Annotated in this window: 25 protein-coding genes and 1 pseudogene; 6 read left to right on the top strand and 20 right to left on the bottom strand. The window is 66.3% G+C overall.

Features of this window, described 5'->3' with window-relative positions:
- Positions 1–5: 5 nt before the first annotated feature.
- Together frr and pyrH are read right to left on the bottom strand one after the other, a co-directional pair.
- Entirely contained in the window at positions 6–563 is a 558-nt protein-coding gene (gene frr, locus CCUG20998_RS08740; protein WP_012393625.1) for a ribosome recycling factor, read from the bottom strand.
- 64 nt (positions 564–627) lie between these two features.
- Positions 628–1425 (bottom strand): UMP kinase, encoded by a 798-nt coding sequence (gene pyrH / locus CCUG20998_RS08735; protein ID WP_020728275.1) that lies wholly within the window; start codon positions 1423–1425, stop codon positions 628–630.
- A gap of 454 nt (positions 1426–1879) precedes the next feature.
- Between pyrH and CCUG20998_RS08730 the strand changes: the two genes are divergently transcribed.
- Positions 1880–2632, top strand: coding sequence for a winged helix-turn-helix domain-containing protein (locus CCUG20998_RS08730; protein ID WP_020728274.1), 753 nt, complete (start codon positions 1880–1882; stop codon positions 2630–2632).
- Here CCUG20998_RS08730 and CCUG20998_RS08725 read toward each other — a convergent pair whose 3' ends face one another.
- Both CCUG20998_RS08725 and CCUG20998_RS08720 read right to left on the bottom strand, forming a co-directional pair.
- The gene (locus CCUG20998_RS08725; RefSeq protein WP_081651034.1) at positions 2633–3583 is read right to left on the bottom strand and encodes a lysophospholipid acyltransferase family protein; all 951 of its coding nucleotides are present in this window, start codon (positions 3581–3583) and stop codon (positions 2633–2635) included.
- Positions 3584–3701: 118 nt separating this feature from the next.
- Entirely contained in the window at positions 3702–4184 is a 483-nt protein-coding gene (locus CCUG20998_RS08720; RefSeq protein WP_020728272.1) for an MPT63 family protein, read from the bottom strand.
- Positions 4185–4521: 337 nt separating this feature from the next.
- On the opposite strand from CCUG20998_RS08720, the gene CCUG20998_RS08715 reads away from it, so the two are divergent.
- Positions 4522–4941, top strand: a complete 420-nt coding sequence (locus tag CCUG20998_RS08715) for a MarR family winged helix-turn-helix transcriptional regulator (protein ID WP_020728271.1) — start codon at positions 4522–4524, stop codon at positions 4939–4941.
- Between the two features lie 15 nt (positions 4942–4956).
- Here CCUG20998_RS08715 and CCUG20998_RS08710 read toward each other — a convergent pair whose 3' ends face one another.
- Genes CCUG20998_RS08710 through rpsB form a run of 3 tightly spaced genes read right to left on the bottom strand, consistent with a single transcriptional unit; the run spans position 4957 to position 8043 of the window.
- Positions 4957–6375: an amidase gene (locus tag CCUG20998_RS08710; protein ID WP_020724700.1), complete on the bottom strand. Its 1419-nt coding sequence runs from the start codon at positions 6373–6375 to the stop codon at positions 4957–4959.
- Positions 6376–6395: 20 nt separating this feature from the next.
- A complete protein-coding gene (gene tsf, locus CCUG20998_RS08705; protein WP_011740116.1) occupies positions 6396–7211 on the bottom strand; it encodes a translation elongation factor Ts in 816 nt (271 codons plus the stop codon).
- A gap of 1 nt (position 7212) precedes the next feature.
- Positions 7213–8043, bottom strand: coding sequence for a 30S ribosomal protein S2 (gene rpsB / locus CCUG20998_RS08700; protein ID WP_012393618.1), 831 nt, complete (start codon positions 8041–8043; stop codon positions 7213–7215).
- A 310-nt stretch (positions 8044–8353) separates the two neighbouring features.
- Between rpsB and CCUG20998_RS08690 the strand changes: the two genes are divergently transcribed.
- Positions 8354–8854, top strand: a complete 501-nt coding sequence (locus tag CCUG20998_RS08690; protein WP_036455788.1) for a M23 family metallopeptidase — start codon at positions 8354–8356, stop codon at positions 8852–8854.
- Between the two features lie 21 nt (positions 8855–8875).
- On the opposite strand, the gene CCUG20998_RS08685 is transcribed toward CCUG20998_RS08690, so the two are convergent.
- From CCUG20998_RS08685 to CCUG20998_RS08650, 8 genes are all read right to left on the bottom strand, one after another.
- Complete coding sequence (locus CCUG20998_RS08685; RefSeq protein ID WP_020728268.1) at positions 8876–9784, bottom strand: tyrosine recombinase XerC; 909 nt, start codon at positions 9782–9784, stop codon at positions 8876–8878.
- A 31-nt stretch (positions 9785–9815) separates the two neighbouring features.
- Positions 9816–10976, bottom strand: a complete 1161-nt coding sequence (locus CCUG20998_RS08680; protein ID WP_020728267.1) for a lactate 2-monooxygenase — start codon at positions 10974–10976, stop codon at positions 9816–9818.
- Between the two features lie 23 nt (positions 10977–10999).
- A complete protein-coding gene (locus tag CCUG20998_RS08675) occupies positions 11000–11848 on the bottom strand; it encodes a siderophore-interacting protein (RefSeq protein ID WP_020728266.1) in 849 nt (282 codons plus the stop codon).
- A gap of 32 nt (positions 11849–11880) precedes the next feature.
- On the bottom strand, positions 11881–13056 hold the full coding sequence (dprA, locus tag CCUG20998_RS08670) for a DNA-processing protein DprA (RefSeq protein WP_036455403.1): 1176 nt from the start codon (positions 13054–13056) through the stop codon (positions 11881–11883).
- Positions 13053–14564: a YifB family Mg chelatase-like AAA ATPase gene (locus CCUG20998_RS08665; protein ID WP_020728264.1), complete on the bottom strand. Its 1512-nt coding sequence runs from the start codon at positions 14562–14564 to the stop codon at positions 13053–13055. The genes dprA and CCUG20998_RS08665 overlap by 4 nt, the downstream gene beginning before the upstream one ends.
- Positions 14564–14932, bottom strand: coding sequence for a YraN family protein (locus CCUG20998_RS08660; protein ID WP_036455401.1), 369 nt, complete (start codon positions 14930–14932; stop codon positions 14564–14566). The genes CCUG20998_RS08665 and CCUG20998_RS08660 overlap by 1 nt, the downstream gene beginning before the upstream one ends.
- A gap of 116 nt (positions 14933–15048) precedes the next feature.
- On the bottom strand, positions 15049–15870 hold the full coding sequence (gene fdhD, locus CCUG20998_RS08655; RefSeq protein ID WP_020728262.1) for a formate dehydrogenase accessory sulfurtransferase FdhD: 822 nt from the start codon (positions 15868–15870) through the stop codon (positions 15049–15051).
- Between the two features lie 134 nt (positions 15871–16004).
- Positions 16005–16985 (bottom strand): NAD-dependent epimerase/dehydratase family protein, encoded by a 981-nt coding sequence (locus tag CCUG20998_RS08650; RefSeq protein WP_020728261.1) that lies wholly within the window; start codon positions 16983–16985, stop codon positions 16005–16007.
- Between the two features lie 117 nt (positions 16986–17102).
- Here CCUG20998_RS08650 and CCUG20998_RS08645 point away from each other — a divergent pair, with 117 nt between their 5' ends.
- Both CCUG20998_RS08645 and CCUG20998_RS08640 read left to right on the top strand, forming a co-directional pair.
- Positions 17103–18461 (top strand): WS/DGAT/MGAT family O-acyltransferase, encoded by a 1359-nt coding sequence (locus tag CCUG20998_RS08645; protein WP_020728260.1) that lies wholly within the window; start codon positions 17103–17105, stop codon positions 18459–18461.
- 77 nt (positions 18462–18538) lie between these two features.
- The gene (locus CCUG20998_RS08640) at positions 18539–19324 is read left to right on the top strand and encodes a GAF and ANTAR domain-containing protein (protein WP_020728259.1); all 786 of its coding nucleotides are present in this window, start codon (positions 18539–18541) and stop codon (positions 19322–19324) included.
- A gap of 5 nt (positions 19325–19329) precedes the next feature.
- Here the strand turns inward: CCUG20998_RS08640 and CCUG20998_RS08635 are convergent, their stop codons facing one another.
- The 4 genes and pseudogenes from CCUG20998_RS08635 to rplS all read right to left on the bottom strand — a co-directional run bounded on the left by CCUG20998_RS08635 (position 19330) and on the right by rplS (position 21793).
- The gene (locus CCUG20998_RS08635; protein WP_012393608.1) at positions 19330–19635 is read right to left on the bottom strand and encodes a DUF2469 domain-containing protein; all 306 of its coding nucleotides are present in this window, start codon (positions 19633–19635) and stop codon (positions 19330–19332) included.
- Positions 19636–19639: 4 nt separating this feature from the next.
- A pseudogene (locus tag CCUG20998_RS08630) lies at positions 19640–20474 on the bottom strand (ribonuclease HII).
- Positions 20475–20476: 2 nt separating this feature from the next.
- Complete coding sequence (lepB, locus tag CCUG20998_RS08625) at positions 20477–21340, bottom strand: signal peptidase I (RefSeq protein WP_020728257.1); 864 nt, start codon at positions 21338–21340, stop codon at positions 20477–20479.
- A gap of 111 nt (positions 21341–21451) precedes the next feature.
- Positions 21452–21793: a 50S ribosomal protein L19 gene (gene rplS, locus CCUG20998_RS08620; protein WP_012393605.1), complete on the bottom strand. Its 342-nt coding sequence runs from the start codon at positions 21791–21793 to the stop codon at positions 21452–21454.
- A gap of 357 nt (positions 21794–22150) precedes the next feature.
- On the opposite strand from rplS, the gene CCUG20998_RS08615 reads away from it, so the two are divergent.
- A complete protein-coding gene (locus CCUG20998_RS08615) occupies positions 22151–23110 on the top strand; it encodes a serine hydrolase (RefSeq protein WP_020728256.1) in 960 nt (319 codons plus the stop codon).
- Between the two features lie 111 nt (positions 23111–23221).
- On the opposite strand, the gene trmD is transcribed toward CCUG20998_RS08615, so the two are convergent.
- Complete coding sequence (gene trmD / locus CCUG20998_RS08610; protein ID WP_012393603.1) at positions 23222–23914, bottom strand: tRNA (guanosine(37)-N1)-methyltransferase TrmD; 693 nt, start codon at positions 23912–23914, stop codon at positions 23222–23224.
- Positions 23915–23919: the final 5 nt, after the last annotated feature.

Below are 23919 nucleotides of genomic sequence, written 5' to 3'. Positions count from 1 at the left end.
GGTCGTTAGACCTCCAGCAGCTCGCCTTCCTTATGCTTGACCAGCTCATCGATCTGCGCGACGTACTGGTGGGTGCTCTTGTCGAGGTCCTTTTCCGCACGGGCGACCTCATCCTCGCCGGCCTCGCCGTCCTTGCGGATGCGGTGCAGTTCTTCCATCGCCTTGCGCCGAATGTTGCGCACCGAGACCCGGGCTTCCTCGCCCTTGTGTTTGGCCTGCTTGACCAGGTCGCGCCGACGTTCCTCGGTGAGCTGCGGTACGGCCACTCGGATGATGGTGCCGTCGTTGGTGGGATTCACCCCGAGGTCGGAATTGCGAATTGCCGTCTCAATCGCATGCAACTGATTGGCTTCATACGGCTTGATGACCACCATTCGCGCCTCGGGGACATTGATGCTGGCCAGCTGAGTGATAGGGGTATGGGTGCCGTAGTAGTCGATAACAATCCGTGAGAACATTCCGGGGTTCGCGCGGCCGGTGCGGATTGTCGCCATGTCTTCACGGGCTACCGATACGGCCTTCTCCATTTTCTCTTCTGCATCGAAGAGAGCCTCATCGATCATTGCGCCGCTCCTCCTCATCGCTGCGCCCTGCATCGTCGCAAGCGCGGATCATTGAGTCTTCCTCTTAGGTGGTGACCAGCGTTCCGATTTTCTCACCAGCGACCGCACGGGCGATATTGCCATTGGTCAACAGGTTGAACACCAGAATCGGCATGCCATTGTCCATGCACAGACTGAATGCGGTGGCATCGGCGACCCGCAACCCTCGGTCGATGACCTCCCGATGACTGATCACGGCGAGCAGCTCGGCGTGCGGATTCACTCGCGGATCCTCGGCAAACACCCCGTCGACCGCTTTGGCCATCAGAACCACGTCGGCCCCGATCTCGAGTGCGCGCTGCGCCGCCGTCGTGTCCGTCGAGAAGTAAGGCAACCCCATGCCGGCGCCGAAGATCACCACTCGCCCCTTCTCCAGGTGGCGAACGGCGCGCAACGGCAGGTATGGCTCAGCCACCTGGCCCATGGTGATCGCGGTCTGAACTCGGGTAGCTATGCCCTCTTTTTCAAGAAAGTCCTGCAACGCGAGACTGTTCATGACGGTGCCGAGCATTCCCATGTAGTCCGACCGGGTCCGCTCCATACCGCGCTGCTGAAGCTGGGCGCCGCGGAAGAAGTTGCCGCCGCCGATCACGACCGCCACCTGTACGCCACCGCGCACCACTTCGGCGATCTGCCGGGCCACCTGTGCCACCACGTCGGGATCCAGGCCCACCTGACCGCCGCCGAACATTTCGCCACCCAGCTTGAGCAATACTCGCTTGTATTGCGACACCGACCCCGAAGCAGGAGCTGCCGGTACGCCGTTGGCGCTTGCCGGCTCCGGCTTCGGAGCCGCCCCACCGGCGACGTCGGACTCCGTCATGAATCTCCTCGCATGAGAGTGCCATCCCGGCAACCACCCGGAACGGCCTCTCATATCCTGCCTCATCGCACTGCTCCGGGGTAGCCGGGGTGTCCGCTCATATTCCAACGGCACCAAAGAGGTGCCCGGTGTCAGGTCGCGGACACCGGCGCAGCGATGTTTGAACGGCCGGGGCCCCGGGAATCCGCCATCGAGCGCGGGCCGTTGACCCCAACCGCGGCGCCCCGCCGGGGACCAAGCAGGCTTCAAGCAGGCTTGTTGGAAAGGTGGGCCCGGTCCGGACACGGATCGGGCCCACCGACTTGTTCTGGACTGTCGTGCATGCCACCGGCACGCGGGAGCGGAATAGTTGCGGCCGAAAAGGGGTACCCAGTGCTGCGCCGTGAGACATCTCCCCGGGAGATGCATGCGGACCGGGGTGGCTGGAACCCCGCGAGGGGTTGGGAGATGTTTTTTGAGAGTCCTCTTGCTCAGCAATGCCGCTGACTTCGAGTCGACTCTGCCGACGTTGAAGTCGTTCGCATCGGTAATACAACACGCGCGGCTAGACGCTGCCGGCCCACCGGATTGGGCCGGCCCAGATGTCGCGATGATCGACGCGCGCTCCGACCTGGCAACTGCCCGCAGCGCCTGCCGGCGGCTGACCGCCAACGCGCCGTCTGTTGCGGTGGTTGCAGTTGTCGCCGCGGCCGACTTCGTCGACATCGACATCGATTGGCACTTCGACGACGTCTTGCTGGCGGCGGCCGGCGCGGCCGAGCTGCGAGCCCGGCTGCGGCTGGCGGTCACGCGTCGCCGCCGGGCCCGCAAAGGCACCCTGGAGTTCGGCGACCTCGCCATTCACCCGGACAGTTGCACGGTCACCGTGGCCGGCGAAGCCCTAGGCCTGACACTCACCGAATTTCGGCTGTTCCACTTTCTCGTCCGCCACGCCGGACAAGCCTTCACCCGCACGCGGCTCATGCATGAAGTCTGGGGCTACGACTGCAACGGACGGGCCCGCACCGTCGACGTTCATGTGCGGCGACTGCGCGCCAAGCTGGGAGCAGACCACGAATCGATGGTCGATACCGTGCGGGGCGTGGGCTATATGGCGGTAACGCCACCGCTGCCCCGATGGACCGCCCGACAACCCGTACTCAGCCCGGGTTCGGGGCCAGAGCCGCAAGACATTTCGGTGCCGACCGAACAGGTCCTCGTCCGCTGATCACCCGAACAGGGGCAGAGCGCGCTTGCGCGCCAACGCGTCCATCCCGTGTTGGATGCTGCCCTCAACCTGGTGGTAGATGTCGTCGATGTACGCGTCGTCATCGGTGAGGTCGGGATCGTGGTCAAGATCGATCGCGGGCATGAACCGGGTGCGGATCTTGGCCGGCAACGGCAGCTGGGGCAGGGCAGCTGGCGCGATCCCCCATGGCAGTGAGATCGCCAGCGGGAACACCTTCAAGCGCAGCAGCCGGTCAAGGTGTAGCACCCGCGACAGACGGTCCCCACGGATCAGAACCGGCATCGCGTCCGCCCCGCCGACGGTCGCAATCGGCACGATCGGTACTCCGGCACGAATCGCCATCTTCACGAATCCCTTGCGCCCGGCCAGGTTGGCACAGTCGCGCTCGGTCCACGGACGCAATGAATCCACCTCGCCGCCCGGCCACAACGCCACGTCGCGGCCCTCGGCCAACGCCGTGGCGATCGCGTCCGGAGCGGCGGGGAGCACTCCCATAGACCGGAAGTAGCGCCCAATACCCGGAATCGCCATCAGCGCATCGTGAGCCGTACCGTGCAGCGGACGCTCCGGGCCGAACCGCCGCCACCACTGCAGTCCCACCGTCCACGCATCCCAGACAAAGGGAGCACCCGAGTGAATGCCGATCAGCAGTGCCGGCGAATCCGGGATGTTTTCCCAGCCGTCGATCTCCATGCGAAACCAGTAGTCGACCAACAGATTCCAGAAAAACTTCTGCCGCTGTAGGGTGGCCTCGTCTTGGCCATCTAGGTCCCACCGCCCCGCTCGTTGCGCCACCCAACCGCTGAGTCCGCCGTCGCGGCGCTCACGCTTGTCATCCATCGCCACTCTCGCCCGCTCGGCATGGCGCTGAGCTTGTCGCCGTAGCGGTTCCGGCCTGGGGTCGGTTGCACTCGTGTCGGTTGCGCTCATGGCGAAGGAGTACCCGTTCGCCAGACCCACGACTCAGCCATTCGAACGGATTTCGACGGCCCAAACAACCCTCCCCGCGCCAGATGACGCGGGGAGGATGTCGGCTAGCGGTGCGCAATCAGACGTTGCTGGTCCAGATGAGAACGTCTTGCACGCCGTCGTTGTACACAACGCCATTAGGCGGTGGGCCGGTCACATCGAAGTACAGGACGCCACTTTGGCTGTTGCCCTGAAGGATCGGTGCGGGATTGAGGCCACCGGGTGCCGGGACTTCGTTGACCACTCCGTAGGTGTCACCGTTGGCCGCGCGGGCGTTGAAGCTCGACACCAGCGGGGTGATCGTTCCGGTCACGGACCGAGCCGTGACGTCGGCCGAGTAGAGCTGTCCCTGAGGTAGGTAGCCCGGAATTGTGACATCGCTGAGCTGCAGGTTACCGACCGTGTAGGAGGTGACCATGGGCCCGTCGACGAGCCGTTCGCTGGTCCCGAAGCCTTGAATAGTCGGTGGCGCGGCCGACGCTGACGCTGCGCCGAAAACGCTTGCCGCCGCAATGGCCGCAGCCCCCACAGCCGTCTTCATGGTGGTAGCAACGAACTCCACGGTTATCCCCTCTCTCTCGTGTCGTTCAAGCAGTCCGCCCCGCCATGGGGACCAACCGCTTTCCACTGGGTTTCCGGGTGCCGCCGGACCCAAACACCGATAACCCGTGAATTGTTTTTCCACACCGATCTAGCTGCGGGGACTGTGCATTTTCAGTTTGTTTCCTTTGACACTGCAGCATCATTGGCATCAGCTCTTACAGCGGCATCAATTGCCGGCCTTTGCTGAACCAAGCTATTGCCCGCGCCCATCGCAGCGATGTCTTGCGCTGCTGGGCAAGCCCATCAACCGTGCTGGTTCGCGACCGCCTTCCGCGCGATATGTCAGGATGGTTGACATGGGTCAAGCCGAAGAAGCCCCGCTAGGGTTCCTGCTCTACCGGGCCGCAGCGGTGCTGCGGCCAGAGGTTTCTACCGCACTGAACCCCCTGGGGCTGACGTTGCCGGAATTCGTCTGTCTACGCATACTCTCGGCGTCACCCGGCCTGTCCAGCGCCGAGTTGGCCCGACACACCAATGTCACACCGCAGGCGATGAACACGGTGCTGCGCAAATTGGAAGAGGTCGGCGCGGTATCGCGCCCAGCATCAGTGCCCTCCGGTCGCGCCCTGCCGGCCACCTTGACCGCACCCGGGCGGGCCCTGTTGAAGCGCGCGGAGGTCGTCGTGCGCGGCGCCGATGACCGCATCCTGGCCAAGCTGACCCCAGCTGAGCAGCGTGAGTTCAAACGGATGCTGGAGATGCTGGGCACCGAATAGCGGGCACGTCCACATTCACCCGGGTACGTGGATGCGCGCGAAAGGCTGCGCTTCCTCCAATTCGTAGGCCAGCTCGAGCAGGCGGGCTTCGCGGCCGATGTCAGCCGTGAGCATCATGCCCACCGGCAACCCATCCGAGGATTGGGCCAGCGGTAGCGAAATCGCCGGGTCACCGGTGACGTTCTGCAACGGGGTAAAGGTGACCCACTTGCGCAGCCGCTCGATGACCTGGTGGTAGTCAGTGGGCGAAAGGTAGCCGACCTGCGGCGGCGGGTCCGCGAGGGTAGGCGTGAGTACCACGTCATAGCGTTGGAAGAACCGCTCTGTGTGCCGCCGCAGCGTACGCAACCGGGCCACCGCCGTGGGTAAGCGGTGCACATTGCGGTTGGCGTGGCGAGCCAACCCGAGTGTCAAACTGTCCAACCGGTTGCGATCGAACGACTTACCGAAAGAATAGCGGCCGGTAAGCACCTGCGCGGTGGCCAAGAAGCCCCAGTACAAGATGAAGTCGTCGGGCAAGGACTCCGGTACCGGAACCTGTTCGACATATTCGACCCGGTGCCCAAGTTCCTCGAGAAGCCCGGCGGTCTTCAATGTCAGTTCCCGCATCTCGGTGCCGCATTCACCGTCGACCGAGCGAGTCACCACCGCGATCTTGAGCCGCTCGGTGCCGGGCCGGGTGACGTCCCCGATGGGTGGCAATCCACTCGGCCGCCAGCTGCGCTCGACCTCGCGGTAGATGGCAGCGGTGTCACGCACCGACCGGGTCAGCACACCATTGGCGACGATGACCAGTGGCAGTCGGCGCAATTGCGAATTCAATGGCAGCCGACCGCGCGACGGCTTGAGCCCGACGAGGCCGTTACAGGATGCCGGAATTCGGATCGAACCCCCGCCGTCGTTGGCATGCGCGATCGGCACCACGCCCGCGGCCACCAACGCCCCCGATCCCGACGAAGAGGCGCCCGCGGTGTGGTCGGTATTCCACGGATTACGGACCGGGCCCAACCGGGGATGCTCGGCCGCGGCGCAGAAGCCGAACTCCGACATCTGCGTCTTACCCAACGCGATCAATCCGGTAGACAGCAGTTCTCGGGCAATCTCGCTGTCGGTGCCGGCCCGACGGGGCACCCACGCGTCAGTGCCCCGCATCGTCGGCAGGCCACTGACGTCGACGTTGTCCTTGATATAACTCGGCACCCCGCCGAAGAAGCCGCGCCCCGACCCGCGCCCGTGCTGCTGAGCCGCGTCTCGCGCCCGGTCAAAATCGGCGTGCGCCACGCCGTTGAGCCGGGCGTTGACCGCTTCGGTCCGCGCGACGGCGGCCTCGACAACCTCGACCGCACCCAACTGGCCGGACCGGATGGCATCGGCTAGGCCGACAGCGTCAAGGTCACCGAGGACGTCGTCACCGAAAGCGTGGACACGGACCATACGGTCGACGGTAGCCCAAGCTAGGCCTGGCCCACCTCGAACCGGACGAACTGCGTGACCGTCACACCAGCGTCGTCGAGCAGAGCCTTGACGCTCTTCTTGCTGTCGGACACCGAGGGCTGTTCGAGCAGCACCGCGTCCTTGAAGAAGCCGTTGAGCCGGCCCTCGACGATCTTGGGCAGCGCCTGCTCGGGCTTGCCCTCTTCCTTTGCGGTCTCCTCGGCGATACGGCGCTCGCTGGCCACCAGGTCTTCGGGCACGTCCTCGCGCGAGAGGTAGCGCGCCTTGAGCGCGGCGATTTGCAGTGCCACCGCATGCGCCGCTTCGGCACCGGCACCGGTGTACTCGACCAGCACCCCGACCGCCGGCGGCAGGTCAGCCGCCCGACGGTGCAGGTAGGTCTCGACCGTGCCGCCGAAGATCGCGACGCGACGCAGTTCCAGCTTCTCGCCGATCTTGGCCGAGAGCGCCCCGATGGCCTCCTCGACCGTCTGACCGCCGATGCTGGCCGCCTTGAGCGCGTCAACATCAGCGGCCTTCGACGCCACCGCCGCAGCGACGATGTCGTCGGCAAGCTTCTGGAACTCCGCATTCTTGGCGACGAAGTCCGTCTCGCAGTTCAGCTCGATGAGCGCGCCATCCTTGGCGGCAACCAGACCCTCGGCGGTCGCACGCTCGGCGCGCTTGCCGACGTCCTTGGCACCCTTGATCCGCAGCGCCTCGACGGCCTTGTCGAAGTCTCCGTCGCTTTCGGCGAGCGCGTTCTTACACGCGAGCATGCCAGCACCGGTCAGCTCCCGAAGTCGCTTGACATCGGCAGCGGTGAAGTTCGCCATTTCAGCCTTCCGTGGGGGTTGTTTCGGTTGCGACAGCGCCTTCGGCCGGGGCGGCGGCAGTGGCACCGGCAAGCAGCTCCTGCTCCCATTCGGCCAGCGGCTCCGCGGCCTCGACCACAGGCTTGCCATCACCGCGGCCCGCTCCGGCACGTGCCTGCAGGCCCTCGGCGACCGCGGAGGCAATCACCTTGGTCAGCAGCGCGGCCGAGCGGATCGCGTCGTCGTTGCCCGGGATCGGGTAGTCGACCTCGTCGGGGTCGCAGTTGGTGTCCAGGATCGCGATGACCGGGATACCCAGCTTGCGGGCCTCGCCGACGGCGATGTGCTCCTTGTTGGTGTCGACAACCCAGATCGCCGACGGCACCTTGGCCATGTCGCGAATACCACCGAGGCTGCGCTCGAGCTTGTTCTTCTCCCGGGTCAGGCCCAGGATCTCTTTCTTGGTGCGGCCCTCGAAGCCACCGGTCTGCTCCATGGCCTCGAGCTCCTTGAGGCGCTGCAGCCGCTTGTGCACGGTGGAGAAGTTGGTGAGCATGCCACCCAGCCAGCGCTGGTTCACGTACGGCATGCCGACGCGGGTCGCTTCGGCGGCGACGGACTCCTGCGCCTGCTTCTTGGTGCCGACAAACAGCACGGTTCCACCGTGGGCGACGGTCTCTTTGACGAACTCGTACGCCTTGTCGATGAAGGTCAGCGTCTGCTGAAGGTCGATGATGTAGATGCCGTTGCGGTCGGTGAAAATGAACCGCTTCATCTTGGGATTCCAACGACGGGTCTGGTGCCCGAAGTGGGTGCCGCTGTCAAGCAGCTGCTTCATGGTTACAACAGCCATGCTGATGCCTTACTTGTGTCGGTTGTTCGCCCGGTATCGGCTGAAACCGGGGCCCTGGCGCCTGCTGCGATGCCGAACCCGCTCCGGAGACTCCGGCTACGGGACCGCTCGGCATGCTGTTGCGGATCCCTGAACTACCGGGTCGCGGAGCAGACGCGCGAAGTCAGCCCGCGGTTGCGAGCTGCGTCGAGAAGTTTACACCGAAGCCGGCGACGGTTTTTCCACAGCGGCCCCGTGGCGCACAGATCCGCGAATTTGGCTGGCAGGGACGCCGTCGGCGCATTGAACTGATCATGTGCGACGGGTGGTGATGGCTGCATCCTGGTTGACATCCTGGTTGACATCCTGGTCGCTGCTGGGCGCGGCGGCGGCACATGCCGACGACACCCGGTTGCAGTGGCCGTTGCGGCCGCCGGCGGTCGTGTTGCGTGGTTTTGATGCACCCACACCGAATTGGCGCCCCGGGCATCGCGGCGTCGACTTGGCCGGGGTCCCCGGCGAGCCGATCTTTGCCGCCGGTGACGCGACCGTCGTGTATGCGGGAACCTTGGCGGATCGGCCGGTCGTTTCGCTGGCCCATCCAGGCGGCTTGCGCACCAGCTACCAGCCGGTGCGCCCGACGGTGCGAGCCGGCCAGCACGTGACGGCGGGATCAGCGGTAGGCACCCTGGTGGCTGGGCACCCGGGCTGCCCAGCCAAGGCGTGCCTGCATTGGGGCGCAATGTGGGGGCCGGCGTCGGACGCCCACTATGTCGATCCGCTCGGCCTGCTGAAATCCACCCCGATCCGGCTCAAGCCCGTGACGGGCTGAGCTCCCCGCCGGAGGGCCCGGCTAGGCCCGCGGATGGGCCTGATCGTGTACGGCGCGCAGTCGCGAGACCGCCACGTGGGTATAGAGCTGGGTGGTGGCCAAACTGGAATGCCCGAGCAACTCCTGGACCACCCTCAGGTCGGCTCCACCTTCAAGCAGATGGGTGGCCGCGCTGTGACGCAACCCGTGCGGCCCCATGTCGGGGGCCCCATCCACCGCGGCGACGGTTTGATGAACCACCGTGCGGGCTTGCCGCACATCGAGGCGCCGGCCCCGGGCGCCGAGCAGCAGCGCCGGACCGGACTCCGCCGTTGCCAGTGCCGGACGTCCATCTGCCAGCCAGGTCTGAAGCGCTTCGGCAGCGGGTTGGCCAAACGGCGCGGTGCGCTGCTTGTTGCCCTTCCCGAGCACCCGCACCAGCCGATGACCGGTGTCGACGTCGTCAATGTCAAGACCACACAGTTCGCTCACCCGGATCCCGGTCGCATACAGCAGTTCGACGATCAAGCGGTCCCGCAAGGCCAGCGGATCCCCTTGCTGCGCACCGGACTTCGCCGCCGTCATGGCCGCCAGCGCTTGGTCCTGGCGCAGCACGGCGGGCAGGGTGCGATGCGCCTTGGGCACCTGCAGCCGCGCCGCGGGGTCGGTGGCCAACAGCCCGCGCCGCACCGCCCAGGCGGTGAAGGCCTTGACCGCAGAGGTGCGCCTGGCCAGCGTCGTTCGGGCCGCCCCGGCCCCCGCCGCGGTAGCCAGCCACGACCGCAGCACGGGCAGACTCAGTGCCCGCAGGTCAGCGCCGCGGCCAGCGAGGTAATCCAGCAGCGATCGCAGGTCGCCCAGATACGCGCGACGAGTGTGGGCCGAGCGGCCGCACTGCAGTGCGAGGTATTCGTCGAACTCCTCGAGAATCGCTTCGCTGTTGTCCGGCACTCCCCCACCGTCGCAGACAGCGCTGCGGGTTTCAGTTGACGCGCCGCAATGTGTCCGGGGTGAGATCTTTGCGCGTGGGATACCCGTCGACGGCCATGATCAGGTCGGCTTCGGCGAGCAACATGCGCAGTACATGCACGACGCCGTCCACGCCGCCCAGCGCCAATCCGTAGGCGTAGGGCCGCCCAATGCCGACCGCCGTCGCGCCCATCGCCAGCGCCTTGATGATGTCGGCGCCACTGCGAATCCCCGAGTCGAAAAGCACCGGCAGCCCGTCGGCCGCCTCGACCACACCCGGCAGACAGTCCAGGGCCGGAAGACCGCCGTTGGCCTGGCGTCCGCCATGGGTGGAGCAGTAGATGCCGTCCACGCCCCCGTCCTTGGCGCGCCGGGCGTCATCGGGATGGCAGATGCCCTTGACGATGAGTGGCAGATCGGTGAGTTCGCGCAGCCAGGCGAGATCGCTCCAGGTCAGCGGGTTTCCGAAGAGCTGGGCCCAGCGCAGCACGGTCCCCTGCGGGTCTTCCTCCGGGGGGCGGGGCAGGCCGGCGCGGAACACCGGGTCGCTGGTGTAGTTGCTCAGGCAGTGTCCGCGTAGTTGGGGAAAATTGGCGGTGCTCAGGTCCCGCGGCCGCCAGCCGGGGATCCAGGTGTCGAGGGTGACCACGATGCCCTTGAAACCCGCGGATTCGGCGCGCTGCACCAGGCTGGCGGCCAGCTCGCGATCCTTCGGCGTGTACAGCTGAAAGAACCCGGGGGTGTCACCGAACTCGGCTGCCACGTCTTCCATGGGGTCGGCTGTCAGGGTGGAGACCACCATCGGGACTCCGGTGCGGGCCGCCGCGCGCGCGGTGGCCAGGTCGCCGTGGCCGTCCTGGGCGCACAGTCCGATGACGCCGATCGGTGCCATGAAGATCGGTGAGGGCAGGGTCAGTCCGAACATCTCCACGGTCAGGTCGCGTTCTGCGGCACCGACGAACATGCGCGGCATTAGACCCCACCGGTCGAAGGCCTCACAGTTGGCGCGCTGGGTGCGCTCGTCGCCGGCCCCGCCGACTACGTATGACCACACCGACGGCGGCAGCGCCATCTGGGCCCTGGACTCCAGTTCGGCGAAGGCCATCGGCAGCCCTGGCACTACCCCGGATAGCCCCTGGAAGTAGATCTCGTACTGGTAATCGCCGAATGCCATGCGATGAGAATGCCAGCCAGCGGTCAGCTACCCGCTTCTGCCTCCGCCAATTCCTTTTTCCATTGCCGGAACGTCTCCTCGGTGCGCCCGCGCCGCCAGTAACCGGAGATTGAGGACGCCCATTTCGCATCCACGCCCCGCTCCTTGCGGATGTAAGGGCGCAAGTTGTGCATGACGGCCTGGGCCTCGCCGTGGATGAAGACGTGCACCTGACCCGGAAGCCACAGGGCGGTCTTGACGGCCTCGATCAGCGGCGCATGGTCGCCGGCACGATCCGCTGAAACCAGATCGGCGCGACCACCTCGGTAAACCCAGTTGATCTGGACCGACTCCGGCGCGCGCAATTCGATCTCGTCGTCGGGACCGGCAACCTCGATGAACGCTTTGCCGACAGCGTCGGCGGGCAGCGCCTCCAGCGCAGCGGCGATGGCCGGCAGCGCGGATTCATCGCCGGCCAGCAGATGCCAGTCGGCCTCCGGGTCGGGCTTGTAGGCGCCGCTAGGTCCCATCAGGTAGACGAGCTCGCCAGGTTGCGCGGCCGCCGCCCACTGGCCGGCTACCCCGTGTTCGCCATGCGCCACGACGTCGAGCACGATTTCGCGCGCCGCGGCATCGACGCGACGGACGGTCAGGGTCCGCACCGCGGGCTGCTTCTCGGGCGGAAGACTGGAAAAGCTATCCAGTGTCAACGGCCGAGGCAGTGCGGCCACGTCGACGTCATGTGCGACGAAAACCAGCTTGACGTAAGAGTCGGTGAATTCGCTGGGAACGAATGTGTCGAAGCCGCTGCCGCCGACTCGCACCCGGACCATGTGGGGCGCGAGTTGTTGGGTACCCACGACTTCGAAGGTGTGTACAGGTCGACCCGCCACTACTCCTCCTGTCCAGATCCGACCCCAGTCGACTATACGAGCCGCGCCCGCACGCTCTCGGCCGCGGTCCGTGCGCGGCCGGCACGCACCAGGCGCCACCGCCCGCCGTCACGCTCGGCCAGTCCGGCCACCTCGAGGATCGCCAACCGCCCCATCACCTGTTCGGCCACCAGCCCGGATGCGACAGCGATCTCGTCGACGCTCATCGCGCCGCGACCCGGCAATGCCTCATAGACCTGACTTTCGGACTGGCTGAGTCCGTCCAAAACGGAAGTGGGCCGCGATTGTTCGAGGGACAATTCGCCGATTCGACCGACCAGTTCGACTATCTCATCGGCGCGGGTGATCAGCTGCGCCCCGTTGCGAAGCAGCACATGGCAGCCCGCCGAAGCCGATGATGTCGCCGGCCCGGGCACCGCGGCCACGATCCGCCCCAGCGCCCGAGCCCACGCGGCGGTGTTGGCGGCACCGCTACGTAGCCCCGCTTCGACCACGACCGCGGCGCCACCGAGAGCAGCCACCAACCGGTTGCGGGTGAGGAACCGATGCCGGGCCGGCCGCACACCCGGCGGGTATTCGGTGACCAGCAAGCCGTGCTGGCCGATCCGATGGAGCAGGGCCGAATGCCCGGTGGGATACGGGATGTCGATCCCACCGGCCAGTACCGCCACCGTGGTGCCCTCGGCAATGAGCGCTGCGCGATGGGCCGCTCCGTCGATTCCGTAGGCACCGCCGGAGATGACCGCAACGTCACGTTCGACCAGGCCGGCGGCCAGATCCGCGGCCATGTGCTCGCCATAGGCCGTCGCGGCGCGGGTTCCCACGAGAGCGGTCGCGCGCTGAACCACCTGGTCAAGGCGGGCGGGACCCTGCACCCACAACGCCATCGGAGCTCCGCCGTTTCCCTTCGCCCGGATCGCCGAACCAGAAAAAGCCGTGAAGGCCACCACCGGCCACTCGTCGTCGTCGGGTGTGATCAAGCGCCCGCCACGGCGCGCGAGTTGCTCGAGATCTGCTGCGGCCCGATCGATCTCGCATCTGGCCCGGGTCAATCGGGCAAGCTCGCCATCGACCTGGCCGCGCCGAACCCGCTCGGCCGCCTCTACCGGGCCGACTCGTTGCACCAGGGCAGCCAATTCCGCACACGGCGGCTCCGCCACGCGCGACAGGTAACCCCAGGCCCGCAAGGCACTGCCGGACGCGCTCATCGGCAAGCTCCCGGCTGCCGAAAGCTCAGCGCGGTCGACACCTCGTCCAGGCCGGGTGCCGCCCGGCCGGCCAAGTCCGCCAAACTCCACGCGACTCGCAGAGTTCGATCGACACCGCGGATGCTGAGCAGCCCCCGATCCAGCGCCGTGCGCAACGGGACCATCGCTGAGTTGCCAAGCCGGAATTCCCGACGCAGCAGGGGGCCGCTGACTTCTGCATTGGTGCGAAAGCCGTGCGGCCGCCACCGCTGGGCGGCCGCGTTGCGGGCCTGGGCCACCCGGTCACGAACCTGCGAGGTCGACTCGCCCGCCACCGCCGAGAAGGCTCCGGCCCGCACCGGGTGCATCTGCACCCTCAGGTCCACCCGGTCCAGCAACGGCCCCGACAGTTTGCCGAGGTAACGTCGCTTTACAGCCGCCGCACAGATGCAGTCTTGCGGGTCCGCTGGAGCGCATGGACACGGGTTTGCGGCAAGCACCAGCTGAAATCGGGCCGGGTAACACGCAACTCCGTCGCGGCGGGCAAGGCGGATTTCCCCGTCCTCCAACGGAGTTCGCAACGCTTCCATGGCGCTGACGCTGATCTCGGCGCACTCGTCGAGAAACAACACCCCACGATGTGCCCGGCTGACGGCGCCGGGGCGGGCCATGCCCGTGCCGCCCCCCACCAGCGCGACGACGCTGGAACTGTGGTGCGGCGCCACGAACGGCGGCCGGGTGATCAGCGGGGTGTCCCCCGACAACAAACCAGCCACCGAGTGGATCGCGGTGACCTCCAGTGACTCGCCGCGCGACAGCGGCGGCAGTAAACCCGGAAGGCGTTGTGCCAGCATCGTTTTGCCTACCCCGGGCGGACCGGTCAGCATGAGATGGTGCGCACCGGCCGCCGCCACCTCGACCGCAAAACGCGCTTGGGACTGCCCGAGCACATCGGCCAAGTCGGCCGAGGTCCCCTCGCTGGTGGCCGCGGGCCCGCTGGGACTGTCCAAATCGGCAGCACCCGTCAGCCAGCCCTGCAGTTGTCCCAGGGTGCGCACACCCCAGACATCGATGCCATCCACCAGGCTGGCCTCGGCCAAGTTATCCGCCGGAACCACCACGGCCGGCCAGCCATCGCGTTTGGCGGCCAACACGGCCGGCAGCACGCCACGCACCGCGCGGACCCGGCCGTCCAGCGACAACTCCCCCAACAACAGCGTCTTTTCCAAACGCTGCCAAGGCTTTTTTCGCTGCGCCGACAACACCGCGGCGGCCAGGGCAATGTCGTAGACCGAACCCATTTTCGGCAGGGTCGCCGGCGACAGTGCGAGCGTCAGCCGGGCCATTGGCCAGCTGTTGCCGCAGTTGGTGACCGCCGCGCGAACCCGGTCGCGGGATTCCTGCAGCGCCGCGTCGGGCAGACCCACCAGATGCACTCCCGGCAGCCCCGAGCTGATGTCGGCTTCGATTTCCACGATCTCGCCGTCCAGCCCGCACACCGCCACCGAGAACGCCCGCCCCAGCGCCATCAGCCCACGCCCATCAGATGCGTGATCTCGGGGTTGGCGCCGCGCCCGATGCGCACCCCGATGACATCGAGGCGCACGGCCGCCCAGCCGCGGTCCTGACCGGCCAGCCACAACCCGGCCAGGCGGCGCAGCCTGCGGACCTTGCCTTCGGTCACCGCCTGGGCCAGCCCGCCGTACCCGTCGCCGGTGCGCGTCTTGACCTCAACGAACACCACGGTGCGGGTGGCAGGTTCACAGGCGATCACATCGAGTTCGCCGTAGCGGCACCGCCAGTTTCGGGTCAAGATCTGTAGCCCCTGACCGCTCAGATGCTCCACGGCCAGCTGCTCACCCAGGGCTCCCAGTTGCATGCGAGTCAACGTCTTCATGCGCCCAAACCTGCACGCCGGCCCCGACACTGGCCGCCGGACCGAGGGCGTCAGGGAAGCAAAACCGCCCGATTATCAACAGTCGCACACTCGTCCACAACGGGCCGACAGCGGATTCAGACGATGCGGTCCGGGCGCGTGTAGACGTTCATCGAGTCTTCCCGCAGAAACGCCACCAGCGTCATCCCGGATTCTTCGGCCAGCGAGACCGCCAGCGACGACGGGGCGGAGACCGCGGCCAGCACCGGGATCCCGGCCATCAGCGCCTTCTGCGTCAGCTCGAACGATGCGCGACCGCTGACCAGCAACACCGCCCCCGCCAACGGCACCCGATCGTGCTCGATGGCCCAGCCGATGACCTTGTCTGCCGCGTTGTGCCGGCCGATATCTTCGCGGATCACGTGCATTGTGCCGTCCGCGCTGAACAACGCCGCGGCGTGCAGGCCGCCGGTGCTCGCGAAAACCTTTTGGCCACTACGGAGTTGGCCGGGCATCGCCTCAAGCGCACCGGCCGTGATGGTGGCCGGATCGTCGCCGGGCGAAAATCGGCTGATCAGCCGCACCGCGTCCAGCGACGCCTTGCCGCAGACTCCGCACGACGAGGTGGTGTAGAAGTTGCGGGTCACATCGAGGCCCGGCGGGCTTACCCCGGGCGCCAGCGTGATGTCCAAGACGTTGTAGGTGTTGACGCCATCGGCACCGCGCCCGCCGCAATAGCGGACCGTCAGCACATCGTCACGGTGGGCGATCACCCCTTCGGTCAGCAGGAAACCGCGCGCGAGCTCAAAATCCGAGCCGGGGGTGCGCATGGTGACCGATATCGGCACACCATTGACGCGGATCTCCAGCGGCTCCTCGACGGCCAGGGTTTCCGGTCGGGTGATCGCATCACCGGCGGCGAGGTGCTTGACCCGCCGACGCGCCGTTACGTGGCCCACTGACCGGCTTCGATTGGCCCCGCCGCCGAATCGCGCCGGCAGCAGGCCACGGCATCGGCAGGGACCGCAGAACACCCGAACACGGCCTCAACGTACCTCGATTGCGCACCGCCCGTCGGATCGGCCGGCCACCGTCATATCGCTGCAGCCAGCGCCGACAAGGTGTCAGCTGACGAGTGCGTCGGCGACCAGCCGAGTTCGCGTTTCGCCTTGGCGGTGTCCATCACCACGGGTTGTCGAACCGCATGAAGCCATTCGAGCAGCGGGGGTACCAGCGGAAATCGAGAAATCGCCGCGGATGCGACCGAGGCGGCAGCCGCTGGGACCCGGACCGGACGGCCGCCCAGCACCCTGGCCATGTCGGTGATCGTCACGACCCCGTCAGCGGCGATGTTGTAGGCCCCCGCGGGCACCGGTGCGGTCGCCGCCAACGCTATCGCGGCTGCCACGTCGTCGTGATGCACCAGCTGCACCGGAACACCCGGATCCGGCACGATCGGCTTCAGCATCGGCACCAGCCGGCTCAGCGCGCGCACCGGCGCGGGCACCTGCCTGCATGGCATGGCCTCGGCCAACGAGTAGGCGTGCGGGCCCGCGACGATACACGGGCGCAGGACGAACACCTGCAGCAACGAGTCCTCGGTGATCTTGGCGAGCGCTGCCTCGCTTTGCGCCTTCTGCTCGGAGTAGTAGTGCTCCGGTGATCCACGCGCGGGTACATCCTCGGTGATGGCCGCCGGGTTGCCCGAGTGGTAGCCGTAGGCCGCCACCGACGACGTGTAGACCAAGCGTCGTGGCCGGCGGGCCGCGACGGTGGCTTCGAAGACGTTGCGGGCGCCCTGCAGATTGACCTGCGCGCTCTCGGCACGCGATCCGAGCTTGATGAACGCCAGGTGGACCACCACATCGGCCGAGGCGACCAACGCGTCGACCGCATCGCGATCCAAGATGTTGCCCCGCTGATAGGTGGTCTTGGACCAGCCGTAGATGGCCGGGTCAAACGGCCGGCGCGCCATACCGACGATCGACGCCACGGCCGGCTCCCGCTCCAGCGCAGTGACCGCCGAGATGCCGATATCTCCAGTCGGCCCGGTAACCGCGACAGCAACACCCACCTAGAATGGGTTTCCGCCAGCGACCGCGCCCAAACGCAGGACCAAAACCCGCAATGTGTGCGGGGCCTTGCGCGCGGCTATCCCGGTTGGTGTTGCTCGAGTTCGGGGAGACGAATGATGAAGCTGATCGCACCCACCGATTCCATGTTCTTGCTCGGCGAATCGCGCGAACACCCGATGCATGTGGGGGGCCTGCAGCTGTTCCAGCCGCCCGAAAATGCCGACGGGAACTTCGTCACCGAGGCATATGAAGCCATGCTCGGCTGCACCGACGTCCAGCCCATGTTCCGCAAGCATCCCGCGTTCTTGGGCGCGATGACCAACTTCGCGTGGACATTCGACGACGACGTGGAGCTCGACTATCACTTCCGCCGGTCCGCTCTCCCCCGGCCAGGCCGGGTACGGGAGCTCCTCGAGCTGACCTCTCGGCTGCATGGCAGCCTGCTCGACAGGCACCGGCCCCTCTGGGAAGCCCATCTGGTGGAGGGACTCAACGACGGGCGCTACGCGGTCTACATCAAGTTCCACCATTCATTGCAGGATGGGGTTTCCGCGCAGAAGCTGATGCAGCGCGCATTCAGCACCGATCCGGATGACGACGAGATCCGGGTGCCGTGGGAACTAAAACCGCGGCGCCGCTCGAACCCGGGGCACAGATCCTCACCGCTTCGGCTACTCACCGAGACGGTTGGCGCCACAGCGTCTCTGGCGCCCTCGGCGCTGTCGCTGGCCCGCGCAGCGCTGCTCGAGCAGCAACTGACCCTGCCGTTTAGAGCTCCAAAGACAATGTTCAATGTCCGGATCGGTGGAGCACGCCGGGTGGCCGCCCAGTCCTGGTCCCTCGATCGCATCAAGGCGGTGAAGAACGCGGCAAACGTCACCGTCAACGATGTCGTCCTGGCGATGTCGGCCGGCGCGCTGCGCGCCTACCTGATCGATCAACACGCACTTCCCGACGCCCCACTGATCGCCATGGTTCCGGTGAGTCTGCGCAAGGAAGGCGATGCCGATCGCGGCGGCAACATGGTTGGCACCCTGCTGTGCAACCTCGCGACCAACCTCGACGACCCGATGAAACGCCTCGAGGTGATCAGCCAGTCGATGTCGGACAACAAGAAGGTGTTCGCTCAGCTTCCCCGCATCCAGCAGCTGGCGTTGTCGGGCTTACTGACCGGCGGTTTGGTGTTCGGACTGGTTCCCGGTTTCGTGGCCACCGCGCCGCCACCGTTCAACATCGTCATCTCGAATGTGCCCGGCGCGCCCAAACCGCTGTATTGGCGGGGCGCGCGGCTGGTCGGAAACTATCCACTCTCAATTGCCCTGGACGGCCAGGCGATGAACATTACAGTGACCAACAACGCCGACAATCTCGATTTCGGGCTCGTCGGTTGCCGGCGCAGCGTGCCTCGCCTGCAGCGCATGCTCGGGCACTTGGAGACATCGCTGAAAGAGTTGGAACGCGCTGTCGGAGTTTGAGGGCCCGACGAGGCCCGATAATCTACGCCAGCGCACTGGGGGGCGACTCCCCCCTGCCACCCGAAGTGAGGGAACACGTGACGGCCACACCGAAGGACAGCAACCCGGACTCGGTACCGGGTGGGACGACCGCCGACCCGGCGACAGTCTTTGCGGCCCTCGCCGAGATCATCTATCAGGGAGCCCAACCCGCCGAGATGTACTCCGCGATCTGCATCGCCGCCACCCTGATCGTTCCGGGGTGTGACCATGCCAGCTTGCTGGTCCGCACCGATGACCGCTACATCACCGTCGGCGCCAGCGACCGGCTGGCCCAGCACGTCGACGAACTCGAGCGCAAAGCCGGCGACGGCCCGTGCATCGACGCCATCGAGGAAGAAACGCCGCAGATCGAAACGGACCTGACCACTCCGACGCAATGGCCGAAGTTTGCGGCCGCGCTTCTGGCCCAAACACCGGTACGCGGCGCCATGGGATTCCGGCTGTTGGTCGACAAGCGCAAGGGCGCCGCACTCAACCTATTCAGCGAAACCCCCAACAGTTTCGATACCGAGTCCGCCGGCCGTGCGGCGGTGCTGGCATCGTTTGCGAGCGTGGCGGTCAACGCCATCGCACACGGCGAGGATGCCGCCAGCCTGCGCCGCGGGCTGCTCAGCAACCGCGAGATCGGAAAAGCCGTCGGCATGTTGATGTTGCTGAATGGGTTCACCGAGGATGAGGCGTTCGACCTGCTCCGCCACCATTCCCAGAGCCTCAATATCAAGCTCGCCGATGTTGCCCGCACCGTCATCGAAAACCGTGGCCAACTGCCCCCCGAAGCCCTCGAAACCGACGACACGGTCAACCCCACCGTCAGCGGCTAGGAGAACTATTCGGGCAGCCTCAGCTCGGGCTTCTCCACCTCTTCGATGTTGACGTCCTTGAAGGTGACCACCCGCACCTGCTTGACGAACCGAGCCGGCCGGTACATGTCCCATACCCAGGCATCGGCCAGTCGTAGCTCGAAATACACCTCGCCATCGGCGTTGCGCGGCACCATCTCCACACTGTTAGCCAGGTAGAAGCGTCGCTCGGTTTCCACGACGTAGCTGAACTGGCCGACGATGTCCTTGTATTCGCGGTACAGCGAGAGCTCCATCTCGGTTTCGTACTTCTCGAGATCCTCTGCACTCATCTGCTCAGACGTCCTTCTCCCACCAATTTGCCAGATCTCCCACTCGGGGCCCTGCAGGACTCCGCGCGCCACCGGCGGCGCCGATCGCCGCCCGGTCGGAAATCTTGCCCCATCTTTCCCTACCCGGTTCCGTCACGCTCTTGGGGAGGGTCCGCTTCGCACTCGGCCGTCGCGGCGCCGTTGGACCGGGTGGCCACTCGGCGAACGTTGATGAACGACCGACGATGCTCGGGGCAGGGCCCTAGCTGGGTCAGCGCCAGGGTGTGTGCGCGGGTGCTGTAGCCCTTGTGCTCGGCGAATCCGTATCCGGGGTACTGGGTGTCCATCGCCACCATCAGCCGGTCGCGGCTGACCTTTGCCAGCACGCTGGCCGCGGCAATGCAGGCGGCGGCCGCGTCGCCACCGATCACCGGCAGCGACGGCACCGACAATCCCGGGACCCGAAAGCCGTCGCTGAGCACATAGCCGGGGCGCACCGACAGCCCGGCCACCGCGCGCCGCATGCCTTCGATGTTGGCCACGTGCACACCACGACGGTCGACCTCCACCGACGGAATGAACACCACGTGGTAGGCCAGGGCATAGCGGCAGATCAACGGGAACAGCTTTTCCCGAGTCTTTTCGGTGAGTTTTTTCGAATCGTCGAGGGCGGCCAAGCTCTCGTAGCGATTCGGCCCGAGTGCACAAGCGGCGACCACCAGCGGGCCCGCGCACGCACCTCGCCCCACCTCATCCACACCGGCAACCGGTCCCAGACCGCTGCGCTGCAGCGCGGACTCCAGCGTGCGCAGTCCGGAAGACTTGCGGATCACGGTTCGTGGCGGCCAGGTGGTGGCCACGGTTACTGGCCCGTTTGGGGGTTCACCGAACGCACCACGCCCCACCGCGACGGCGGCCACACGATGAACCGTGCCTTGCCGATGACGTTGGCCACCGGCACGGTGCCGGCCATGGCGTCCCCGGTGCACAGCATGGGGCAATGTGCCCGCGAATCCGCCGAGTGGGTCCGATTGTCGCCCATCACCCACAGCCGGCCCGCCGGGACGGTCACCGGCCCGAATTCGCTGCCCAGGCAGGGGTAGACGGATGGGTCAGCCAGCATGGTGGCCGGATCCAGATATGGCTCCTTGAGCGGCTTACCGTCGACGGTCAACCCGGTGTCGGAGCGGCATTGGACGGTCTGTCCGCCCACCGCGATGACGCGTTTGACCAAATCGTTCTCGTCCGGGGGCACGAAACCGATGAACGAGAGGGCGTTTTGCACCCAGCGCAGCGCTGTGTTGCTCGAACGTATCGACTTGTAGCCGACGTTCCACGACGGTGGTCCCTTGAAGACGATGACGTCACCGGGCTTGGGCGAAGTGAACCGGTAGGTGAGCTTGTCCACCATGATGCGGTCACCGACGCAGGTCGAACACCCGTGCAGGGTGGGCTCCATCGACTCCGACGGAATCAGGTATGGACGCGCCACAAACGTCAACATGACGTAGTAGATCACTATCGCGATGACGGCCAGGGTCGCGAGTTCGCGCAGGGTCGATTTCTTGGCCGGCTTCGACTCGTCCTCGTCGGCCGCCCTCGACTCCGCCCCAGGTTCTTCCTGATCCGCCGCAGCCGGGGCATCAGCACCTCGAGCAGCGAGCGGCGCCTCCGACTGACCTGCGTCGGGCTCGCGCTCAGATGAGGAGTCCGTGGTTTCGGTCACGTGATCAGCGTAGCCAGCGCACGCCGTAGCCTTCGAGACTGGCGAGCCACTGGCGAGTTGAACCGCCGGTGGTGCCCAGGCAGGCCGGGATGGCCACCAAGGCCGCGCCGGTCAGCGCTTCTCCTTGATCTTGGCCTTCTTGCCGCGCAGTTCACGAAGGTAGTACAGCTTGGCGCGACGAACGTCACCGCGCGTTACCACCTCGATGTGGTCGATGTTCGGCGAGTGCACCGGGAACGTCCGCTCGACGCCGACGCCGTAGCTTTCCTTGCGCACTGTGAACGTCTCGCGGATGCCCCCACCCTGCCGGCGAATCACCACACCCTTGAACACCTGGATACGCTCCTTGGCGCCCTCGATGACTTTGACGTGCACATTGATGGTGTCGCCCGGGCTGAAGGCCGGGATGTCGTCGCGCAGCGACGCCTGGTCGACGAAGTCCAGCCTGTTCATTGGAAAGACACTTCCTCCGGATCGCGGCTCGGCAGACCGCATACACGCAGGCACGCGGCACTTACCAAGCCAATGGATATGGGCTTTATGGGTGTATCTCGCAGCAGGCGGAGCAAGCGGCCCGCCGACAACTGCTAAAGACAACTGGCCAATTGTGCCAGACGGTACGCATGCAGTGAAAATCACAGGAAATCCGGGCGGTTCACATCGTCCGCAAAGCGCCTGCAAGTGGTACATATGACAGGTGCCAAACCGCGCAGGCCGAACCCTCAGCTTTGCGTGATTCCCGGGGCAGATGGCAGTGCGGCCGCCACACTTGCGCGTCTTCGCGTTACCGGAGAGTGCTGAAGGAGAAGCATGCGAGCACGGCCGCTGACGATGCTGACCGCCGCTGCGGCGGTGGCATTGGTGGTATCGCTGGTGCTCACCGGTTGCGAGGCAAAGGTGCAGGCCAAGGCGTATGGCACCGATGATCGCGAATCATCCCGGCAACAGTCCCAGCCCCAGCAGCAACAGCTGATCGAACTGCTGCTGCGCGCCATCACGCCGCCCGAGGATCCTGCCGCGCTATTGCCCTCGGCCGGTCTGGTCGGGGTTCAAGAACGCATCCAGCGGGCAACCGAGGAAGCCGCCGCCAAGGGCGCCACCATCACGGTCGCGATCCTGGACCGCGCTACCCACCAGCTGGTCTCCAACGGCAAGACCTCGATCATCGCCACCGCTTCGGTGTCCAAGCTGTTCATCGCCGACGAGTTGCTTTTGCGGGCGTCCCAGGGCAAGACCACCCTTTCTGCCCAGGATCGCCAGGCCCTCGACAACATGCTGCGCTCATCGGATGACGGCGCCGCCGAGCAGTTCTGGGGCGAGCTCGGCGGCGATGCCATCGTCACCGAGATCGCGACCCGGTACGGATTGGCCGCCACCGCACCACCCAGCGACGGGCGCTGGTGGAACACCTTCAGTTCCGCACCTGACCTGATCCGCTACTACGAGATGTTGCTCGACGGGGAGGGTGGGCTGCCGTTGCAGAGTGCCGCCATCATCGTCAACGACCTGGCCCAGTCCACTCCGAACGGAATCGACGGCTACCCACAACGGTTTGGCATCCCCGACGGCCTCTCTGCCGAACCGGTCGCGGTCAAGCAGGGTTGGATGTGCTGCATCGGCGCCGACTGGATGCATCTGTCGACCGGAATCATCGGCTCGGACCGCCGCTACATCATGGTGATCGAATCGCTGCAGGCCTCCGATGACGCCACCGCGCGCGAAACGATCACCCAGGCCGTCAAGACGATGTTTCCCGCCGGCCGGATCTGACCCGGTCCGGCGCGGGCCCTACGGCCCCTCAGCGCCCGTCTTACCGGCGAGCAGACACAGAATCGCGCCAAACCGCTTCGCGATGTGCGATTCCGCGTCTGCTCGGCAGGGCTACTCCGGTGGCGCGAGGTCGGGCCGGCGCTCCCGGGTGCGCCGCAACGAGACCTCCCGGCGCCAAGTGGCGATGCGCGCGTGGTCACCGGAGAGCAGGATCTCGGGCACGTCGAGCCCCCGCCAGCTCGGTGGCCGGGTATAGCTGGGCCCCTCCAGCAACCGATCCAGTTCCGGCGAGAACGAATCCTCTTGGTGGGATGCGGGATTGCCCAGCACTCCGGTCAACAATCGCAGCACGGCCTCGATCATCACCACCGCCGCGGACTCCCCGCCGGGCAGGACATAGTCGCCGATCGAGACTTCCTCGACCCGCATGCGCCGGGCCGAGTCCTCGGCGACCCGCTGGTCTATCCCCTCATACCGGCCGCAGGCGAACACCAAGTGCTGCTCGGCACTCCACCGTCGCGCGGTGGCCTGGTCGAACAGCGAGCCGGCGGGCGTCGGGACAACCAGAAGCGTTTCAGCCGAACATATTTCGTCGAGCGCTTCCCCCCAGACCGGCGCCTTCATGACCATTCCGGGCCCGCCGCCGTAGGGCGAGTCGTCTACCGAGTGGTGCACGTCGTAGGTCCACCGGCGCAGGTCGTGCACCTGTAGGTCGACGAGGCCCGACGCAATCGCCCTGCCCGGCAACGATTGCCGCAGCGGGTCCAGGTACGCCGGGAAAATCGTCACCACGTCGATTTTCATGACAC

This window comes from Mycobacterium marinum, assembly GCF_003391395.1.
GTDB lineage: Bacteria > Actinomycetota > Actinomycetes > Mycobacteriales > Mycobacteriaceae > Mycobacterium > Mycobacterium marinum.
Note: the sequence above shows the minus strand (reverse complement) of the source record. Positions and strands in the feature narration are given on the sequence as shown.